A 7,703-nucleotide genomic window follows, 5' to 3' on the forward strand; every position below is an offset into this window, starting at 1 on the left:
CCGATAAGGAACTGGTTGTCTTTCCAATCGTTTCTGCCATTGGCACTCTGATCGTTACACTCACTTTTGCGCTGCCAATGTTTCTGAGCGGCCTGGTAGATAGCCTGTTTTCCCACAACATTCAAATTCTCGGCTTCCTGGTCATATTCCTTTTTTATATCGTTCAATACACGGTCATCTTCTTCGCCAATACCGCTCTGGTTGGGGCGGCGGTCATCCGCCTGCGGGGCGGCAACCCAACGGTGGGGCAGGGCTTCCAAATTGCCTTCAGTCGCCTTTTGAATATCATCGGCTATGCTTTGATTGCCGCCACCGTAGGGATGATTCTGCGCGCTGTTTCCGAACGCAGCCGTGGGCTGGGCAGATTTGCCATCTCGCTGATCGGTTTTGCCTGGAATGTGGCAACCTTCCTGGTCGTGCCCGTTCTTGCGGTTGAAGGGGTAGGGCCAATTGAGGCCATCAAGCGCAGTGTGTACTTGTTGCGAAAGACCTGGGGAGAACAAATTGCCGGCAATATCGGAATCGGCACCGTCTTCGGTCTGATTTCCTTCGGCATCATCATGTTGGGTATGGTCTTCGCCGGTCTGGCGTTCATTGCACTGGAATCGGCAGCCCTGGCAATAGGCATCTTCGTGCTCATGGTCATTGCCTTGATCCTGATCGGGTTGATCAATTCGACCCTGAGCGGGGTTTATGCCGCAGCAGTTTATCAATATGCTGAAACCGGTCACACAGGCGGCTTCTTCGACGACAGCATGGTTCAGCGAACCTTCACCTCAAAAACCAGTTCCTTCTAAACCTGTTGAAGCAAATCCAAATGGATCCTCTTTATGACGAAAGGATCCATTTGGACTATATTCCCAACCCGCGTTGATAAATTAACATCATACCCAAAATAAAAGTTAAAATCAAAACAGCCGCATCCAGTTCCAGAAAGAACAGGGCTCGCCGGCGAATGATGGATTGATTGCCGATTAACGCCATTGCATTCATAATCAGCCCTAAAAAACCCACCAGCACAAATTCGGGTGAAATACTGCCAATAAACCGCCCTTTGGTGAAAATAAAATCTACCAGCCCCAGCGCAAACATATTGAACATATTGCTACCGAATAAATTGCCAATCGCCAGATCATAAACTTTCATCCGCACAGCCGTGATGGTGGCTACCAGTTCGGGCATGGTTGATACAAATCCCATCAATGCCACACCTACAAACCCCTCTCCCAATCCGGTCATTTCAGCGATGTTATTGGCTACGCGAACAAGCCAGGGCATGACCAGCACCAGTATCAGCGCTGCCCCACCAAACCACAATAACGCCCTTCTCAAAGTTGGTAATCCATCATCGCTTTCCTGAGTCTCTTCTTCACTGATGGTATTTGAAGTGTGCAGCAGCCTTACCAGAATAAGATAGGACGCAATCAATAACAGGCTGTCTATACCCACCCAGCCTATTTTTATATCCAGGTTAAGGTAAACAAAAAATGTTGCCAGTAAAATCATTAAGATGGCACCACCGCCGGTTAAGCCATGTCTGCGCACTACCAGCCGCAGTGCCCGTTCTCTCCATCCGAGGATACTAATGAATGCCAGCAGCAGCATATTGTACATGTTGGCGCCAAAAATATTGCCACCCGAAAGGTCGGGTATCCCCAAACGAATCGAATTGATGGCCGTCAAGAATTCGGGCAACGAGGTTGCGGAAGCCATTAGGATAACCCCGATGAACGCTCTACCCAGGCCGGTACGGATGGCAATAATATCCCCATATTCAGCCAGTTTTACCGCGGCAATTACTACCAGAGCCGAGCTGACGATAAACTCAATCCAGATCATGGGGTCTTTTTCCCTTCTTCCGAGTGTTTGTGCAATCCTTTAGCGCTGCTCAACGGCCACGACATAAACACCCCGCTGTGTGGCTTTTCTAAATCCCCCACAATTTGTTCGGTCTTTTGTAAACACCGCTCTACCAGCGCTTGATCCTCTACTGCAGTGAAGAGGGTAATGTTACCTTCCTCCAGAATGCTCGATGGCGGTTCTACCAGAAAAGTGAGATGGAGTTTTGATCGCTTTATTTGCCTCCGGTAGAAACCGGTGCTTTCGATGATCGTTATCCCCTGAATACCAATTTCAGACCAGCCTTCCAGCACTTCATCTAAGCGGCTGGGTTCATCCAGTACAAATAAAATCATAAACATCGAAACATCTCCTTTCTGAGAAATAGGGGGGTGATGGGGATTATACCCCGACAAGATCTTCGCTCTTGATAAAAACAAACAACTGGATGCCATTTTTCATTTTACCGGTTTATTTATCAAATCCCCTAACCGTTCGGGGCAATTTTCCTCTATAATAAATACAGGTGCTTCAATCAATTGTGAGATCGGAGGGGTAACATGGAAAGCACAGTACGGCAGATTCTGCAAAACAAGGGTACACAAGTCTGGTCGGTGTCACCCGAATCGACTGTCATGGAAGCGTTGGAACTGATGGCTGAAAAAGATATTGGGGCGGTTCCGGTAGTCAAAGAGGGCAAACTGGTCGGCATTTTTTCAGAGCGGGATTATGCCCGTCAGGCTGTCCGTCAGCGGGAAACGCTCAATCTCTTGCCGGTTTCCACTTTCATGACCACGGATGTTATTACCGTCTCGCCAACCCAAACGGTAAAAGATTGCATGATCTTGATGACCGCGCGACGAATCCGGCACCTGCCGGTCATTGAAAATGAGAATTTGATCGGGATAATCACCATTGGGGATGTTGTCAAGACAATCATTTCCGATCAGGCTTTACTGTTGGAAGAGCTTGAAAAATACATCAGTGGACGATACATCCGCTAATTAACCCCTCATGCTTGCCAGAATTTACTCCTGCTCTATCATCGGTTTGGAAACCGCCATTGTTGAGGTTGAGGTGGATACAGGTCAGGGCTTACCGGCCATGATCATCGTCGGATTGCCGGATACTGCGGTACAAGAATCGCGTGAACGGGTGCAGATGGCCATCAAGAACGCCGGAATGTATTACCCCCGTAAACGGATAACCGTTAATCTTGCTCCGGCATCTGTAAAAAAGGAAGGCCCGGCCTACGACTTGCCCATCGCTCTGGCTGTGCTGGTTGCCACTGAGCAAATTCCCCAAGGGGCGTTCTCCAATTCTCTTGTGGTTGGGGAACTTTCACTGGATGGCAGCGTCCGTCATGTGCGCGGCATTCTGCCCATGGCAGCGGCGGCACGTCAGATGGGATTCATCCGCATCTTCGTGCCGGAAGCAGATGCCGCCGAGGCGGCATTAATTCCGAACCTGGAAGTGATTCCCGTCCGCACCATTCTTGACCTGATCGGTCATGTCAAGGGGCAAAACCCCATTCCAGCCTACCCGCCTGTCGAAATCAACGAAATTCAGGTGGAAGTCCAAACCGATTTTCAGGAAATCAAAGGTCAGGAACATGCCAAGCGTGCTTTGGAAATTGCTGCAGCGGGCGGGCACAATGTGCTCATGTCCGGCCCACCGGGGACGGGTAAAACCCTCCTTGCGCGTGCTCTCCCTGCCATTTTGCCTCGCATGACCATAGACGAAGCCCTGGACGTTACCCGCATTTACTCGATTGCGGATAAATTACCCCGTGATGTTCCGCTCATCCGAAACCGCCCCTTCCGTGCCCCGCACCATACTATTTCCCATGCCGGGCTGGTTGGGGGAGGCAACACTCCTCATCCCGGTGAAATTTCATTAGCCCACCGCGGTGTGCTGTTTCTGGACGAATTGCCCGAATTCGGCACACGGGTGCTGGAAGTACTGCGTCAACCGATTGAAGATAAAATCGTAACCATTAGCCGCGCCCAGGGTTCGCTCACCTTCCCCGCCAATTTTCAACTGGTGGCAGCCATGAACCCATGTCCTTGCGGCAATTACGGAGATCCGGTCAAAGTCTGTACCTGCTCGCCATCTACGATTACGAAATATCAAAAACGCATTTCAGGCCCTCTGCTGGATCGAATTGACATTTTTATTGAGGTGCCGCGGGTAGATTATGAAAAGTTAAGCGACAAGCGTCAGGGTGAACCATCTGAAACCGTACGCAGCCGGGTCGAAAGCGCCCGTCAAATTCAACGCGAACGGTTCAGAGAGGACGGGCTTTCGTGCAATGCCGATATGCGCCCGGCTGAAATTCGCAAATATTGTGTACTCGATGAAACCGGAACAAATCTGATGCGAACCGCGATGCAGCAATTTCAGCTTTCAGCGCGCGCCTACCACCGAATTTTGAAACTGGCACGCACCATTGCCGACCTTGCGGGCAGTCCCCATATTCAACCTGCCCATTTGGCCGAAGCGCTTCAATATCGCAATCGCAGCCTGCTCAACTAAGTCCCGCCCCGGTCCGCCTCGATTAAAATTTTTATAGCCTCAACCGCAACCTGAATCATCAGGTCGGGCGAGGTTTTTTGGTTAATCAGTGTGGCCGTATCACTGCCAATGACCGTCATGACACCGCCCGCACGTTTGCGATAGATGGATGAGAGCACAAAAATGGCTGCTGCTTCCATTTCCGAACAGATGGCACCGCCGGCAACCCACGCATTCCAACGCGCTTTCAATTCCGACGCAATCGGCATCCGTTCCGGTTCTACCTCGCCATAGAACGAGTCTTTGGTGTGAGAGATGCCGACAAAATAACGCGCCCCCAATTTCGTCGCCGCCTGTACCAGTGCATTGACCACCCCCACATCGGCAACCGCCGGGAACTCAATCGGTAAATACTGGCGGGTTGTGCCTTCATCCCGGATGGCAGCGGTGACAATAGCCAGATCTCCCAGTCGCATGGTTGGCTGCATAGCACCGGAAGTACCAACCCGGATGAAGGTATCTGCTCCTACGGCAATCAGCTCCTCAACGGCAATGGCTGTCGAGGGGCACCCCATCCCTGTGGAAACCACCGAAACCAGTTCACCATTCAGTTTCCCGGTATAAACGGTGTGCTCACGGTTGGAAGATATGAAAATTGGCTCATCCAAAAACCGGGCAATTTTTTCAACCCGGCCCGGGTCACCGGGCAGGAGAACATAGCGACCTACATCGCCGCGTTTGACTTTTACATGATATTGAAGTCCATCATGATCCTGCATGGGCTACCTCTTGATGGTGAGATGGGTTTCTATTGTATCATCAAAATCACCCCACATTTGCCCGCCGCACGGAACATTCCAATGCTACCAATTGTATAATGTGAATAGCCGATTCATGATGAAACGGTTGATTGTGTGGCGCTGGCTGAAAAAAGGAGTATTTCCATGGGCAATGGATCAAATCGTAAAGGAGATTTTTTCTTGCTTTTCCTGATCGGGATTGCTTTTGTTCTGCTTCTCTATTTTGGCTCTGACCTAAGCAGCAGCCTCAACGCTGGTCAAAGCAGGCAGTGGGATCCCTTCACCCCGATTGTTAATGGCCTGTCAGGATTGGGTCAGGCAATCACCAACTCTTTTTCCAGAATGCTTCCATAAGTAATGCGGATTTTCCCCCACGGTTAGAATTCCCTCCAACCAACCTGTTATAATTGCCATTGGCCTTTTTAGCCTTGAAGTAAAGGAGATCACATGCAGCGCACACCCGTTTCTCCCGAAGATTTGCACATTCGGGTTTATGATTTATGGGAAAATGACTGGCTTCTCCTCACTGCAGGGGACTTCCCATCCGGAAAATTCAACGCCATGACCGTTTCGTGGGGCAGCATTGGCTCTCTGTGGGGAAAACCCTATGCTCAGGTATTCATCCGCCCCACACGCTACACTTACGAATTTTGTAACCAGTACGACACCTTCACGCTATGTGCCTTTCCTGCACCATACCGTAAGGCTCTTTCATTAATCGGTTCGCGCTCCGGTAAAGACGCGGATAAAATTGCCCAAGCCGGATTGACTCCCCAGGCAGCCGCTGTGGTCGCGGCTCCGGTTTTTGCGGAAGCATCCCTCGCCATTGAATGCCGAAAAATCTACTGGGCCGATTTGAACCCCGCAAACTTTCTGGATGAAAATATCCACGCTCATTACCCCAATAAAGACTATCACCGCACCTTTTACGGGGAAATTTTACATATCAGCGCAACAGAATCCTTTCGATAAAAATTTCACGCAAAGGACAATCCTTTGATCCATGGATGAATTATCACTTTTTCCGGTTAGCACTTCCATAAACCAAAACGGACATCTGGCCATCGCAGGGCACGATCTGGTTGAATTGGCCAGCAAGTTCGGTACACCGTTATATGTATATGATTCTGCAACGGTGGAAACTCAAATTCAGCGCTTGAATCACCTGCTCAAACGCTATTATCCTGCCGAAGCCATCCTGGCTTATGCCAGCAAAGCCTATCTTTCGTATCAGTTTGCTCAAAAACTTGCCAGGTGGGGTGTTGGATTGGATGTAGTCAGTCTGGGGGAAATTCACATTGCTCAAAAGGCCGGTTTTGCCCCATCGGTGGTACACCTGCACGGAAACAACAAAAGCCCTGCCGAATTACAGGCAGCCATTGAGTGGGGAATACAGGCGATTGTAGTGGATAATCTGGACGAATTAGAGTTACTGGAGCAGCTGGCTTCCAGACGCCAAACCAAAGTCCGTATCTGGCTGCGCATTACACCAGATCTGAGTGTTAATACCCACCCGCACATTCAAACCGCTCACATGGATAGCAAGTTTGGGCTGCATATTCAAAATGGAGAGGCCGAAGAAGCCTTACAGCGCAGTTTGTCCAGCCCGTGGTTTGAAGTGAGCGGCTTGCATACCCACCTGGGTTCACAAATTTTCGATTCGGAGCCTTACCGCATGGCAATTGAAATGCTGTGCGAATTCGCCGCCAGAAATAATTACATCCCCGCCGAAATCAGCCCCGGCGGAGGCTGGGGAGTACGCTATACCCTGAATGACCCGGATGATGACGCCGAGGCATGGGTTAGAACGGTTTCCGGTGCCGTTCAGGAAGCTGCCATTCATTATGACTGGCCCTATCCCCGTCTGGTACTGGAGCCGGGGCGCTGGCTGATTGCCCGCGCAGCGGTTGCCTTATATCAGGTGGGCAATCAAAAAACAACCCCGGCAGGCACTCATCTGGTTGCCGTTGATGGCGGGCTGGCGGATAACCCCCGTGTGGCCCTTTATCAGGCGCAATACACTGCCAAAGTTGCCGAACACCCCAACGCTCCACCCGTCCAGCCCACCCGAATTGTCGGAAAATTCTGCGAATCGGGTGATGTCCTCATCTCTCAGGTGAATTTGCCCAAACTTATCCGCGGGGAGCATCTGGCTGTGCCTGCTTCGGGAGCATATCAATTGAGCATGGCTTCTAACTACAACTACGCTGCCCGCCCCACCGTGTTGTGGGTCGAAAATGACTCGGTTCAGGTTCTTCAGTCCCGAGAGCAGGTTGAACAGCCGGGTTGGCTGGTGCACACACCTGAAAACGACAAATAATCACGGGATGGGGCTGGCTGAAACCGGCTGAGGCCATTCAATTTCCAGCGGACGGGTATACCCATGTTTTTCGGCAGCAATCAGCCGGGCACGGGATACCTCAGCGCACCCGACTTCATCCCGAACCGTCACCCGCGTCAAGTAAGAGCCGATTGGCTGGAAAACCATTTGTCCGCCCTGGCAGACCCAAGCCTCAACAATATAAGGGGTCTGCTCCGAATCATCTCCTG

10 protein-coding genes are annotated in these 7,703 nt (G+C 50.9%); 6 read left to right on the top strand and 4 right to left on the bottom strand.

The features are described 5' to 3' along the window. Positions 1 to 797, top strand: a 797-nt coding sequence (locus ACWIZX_RS06580; protein ID WP_448335215.1) for a DUF6159 family protein, incomplete at its 5' end; no start/stop codon positions are given. Positions 798 to 852: 55 nt separating this feature from the next. Here ACWIZX_RS06580 and ACWIZX_RS06585 read toward each other — a convergent pair. Then, positions 853 to 1,839, bottom strand: coding sequence for a sodium:calcium antiporter (locus ACWIZX_RS06585; protein ID WP_322794380.1), 987 nt, complete (start codon positions 1,837 to 1,839; stop codon positions 853 to 855). Continuing rightward, positions 1,836 to 2,201: a hypothetical protein gene (locus ACWIZX_RS06590; RefSeq protein WP_448335216.1), complete on the bottom strand. Its 366-nt coding sequence runs from the start codon at positions 2,199 to 2,201 to the stop codon at positions 1,836 to 1,838. The genes ACWIZX_RS06585 and ACWIZX_RS06590 overlap by 4 nt, the downstream gene beginning before the upstream one ends. A gap of 198 nt (positions 2,202 to 2,399) precedes the next feature. Here ACWIZX_RS06590 and ACWIZX_RS06595 point away from each other — a divergent pair, with 198 nt between their 5' ends. Then, entirely contained in the window at positions 2,400 to 2,843 is a 444-nt protein-coding gene (locus ACWIZX_RS06595) for a CBS domain-containing protein (protein WP_448335217.1), read from the top strand. A 10-nt stretch (positions 2,844 to 2,853) separates the two neighbouring features. Continuing rightward, complete coding sequence (locus ACWIZX_RS06600; RefSeq protein ID WP_448335218.1) at positions 2,854 to 4,374, top strand: YifB family Mg chelatase-like AAA ATPase; 1,521 nt, start codon at positions 2,854 to 2,856, stop codon at positions 4,372 to 4,374. Here the strand turns inward: ACWIZX_RS06600 and udp are convergent. Then, the gene (gene udp, locus ACWIZX_RS06605; protein WP_322793188.1) at positions 4,371 to 5,132 is read right to left on the bottom strand and encodes a uridine phosphorylase; all 762 of its coding nucleotides are present in this window, start codon (positions 5,130 to 5,132) and stop codon (positions 4,371 to 4,373) included. The genes ACWIZX_RS06600 and udp overlap by 4 nt on opposite strands. A 135-nt stretch (positions 5,133 to 5,267) precedes the next feature. Here udp and ACWIZX_RS06610 point away from each other — a divergent pair, with 135 nt between their 5' ends. The 3 genes from ACWIZX_RS06610 to lysA all read left to right on the top strand — a co-directional run bounded on the left by ACWIZX_RS06610 (position 5,268) and on the right by lysA (position 7,473). Next, positions 5,268 to 5,507 (top strand): hypothetical protein, encoded by a 240-nt coding sequence (locus tag ACWIZX_RS06610; RefSeq protein WP_448335219.1) that lies wholly within the window; start codon positions 5,268 to 5,270, stop codon positions 5,505 to 5,507. 93 nt (positions 5,508 to 5,600) lie between these two features. Beyond that, positions 5,601 to 6,125 (top strand): flavin reductase, encoded by a 525-nt coding sequence (locus ACWIZX_RS06615; protein WP_322793190.1) that lies wholly within the window; start codon positions 5,601 to 5,603, stop codon positions 6,123 to 6,125. 31 nt (positions 6,126 to 6,156) lie between these two features. Then, a complete protein-coding gene (lysA, locus tag ACWIZX_RS06620) occupies positions 6,157 to 7,473 on the top strand; it encodes a diaminopimelate decarboxylase (protein WP_448335220.1) in 1,317 nt (438 codons plus the stop codon). Here lysA and ACWIZX_RS06625 read toward each other — a convergent pair. Beyond that, on the bottom strand, positions 7,474 to 7,703 hold a 230-nt coding region (locus ACWIZX_RS06625; RefSeq protein WP_448335221.1), incomplete at its 5' end, for a hypothetical protein.

The organism is Bellilinea sp., assembly GCF_053501535.1.

Coding starts and splice junctions, on each gene's coding strand:
- ACWIZX_RS06585 (WP_322794380.1), bottom strand. CDS start 1,839: ATGATCTGGATTGAGTTTATCGTCAGCTCGGCTCTGGTAGTAATTGCC.
- ACWIZX_RS06590 (WP_448335216.1), bottom strand. CDS start 2,201: ATGTTTATGATTTTATTTGTACTGGATGAACCCAGCCGCTTAGATGAA.
- ACWIZX_RS06595 (WP_448335217.1), top strand. CDS start 2,400: ATGGAAAGCACAGTACGGCAGATTCTGCAAAACAAGGGTACACAAGTC.
- ACWIZX_RS06600 (WP_448335218.1), top strand. CDS start 2,854: ATGCTTGCCAGAATTTACTCCTGCTCTATCATCGGTTTGGAAACCGCC.
- udp (WP_322793188.1), bottom strand. CDS start 5,132: ATGCAGGATCATGATGGACTTCAATATCATGTAAAAGTCAAACGCGGC.
- ACWIZX_RS06615 (WP_322793190.1), top strand. CDS start 5,601: ATGCAGCGCACACCCGTTTCTCCCGAAGATTTGCACATTCGGGTTTAT.
- lysA (WP_448335220.1), top strand. CDS start 6,157: ATGGATGAATTATCACTTTTTCCGGTTAGCACTTCCATAAACCAAAAC.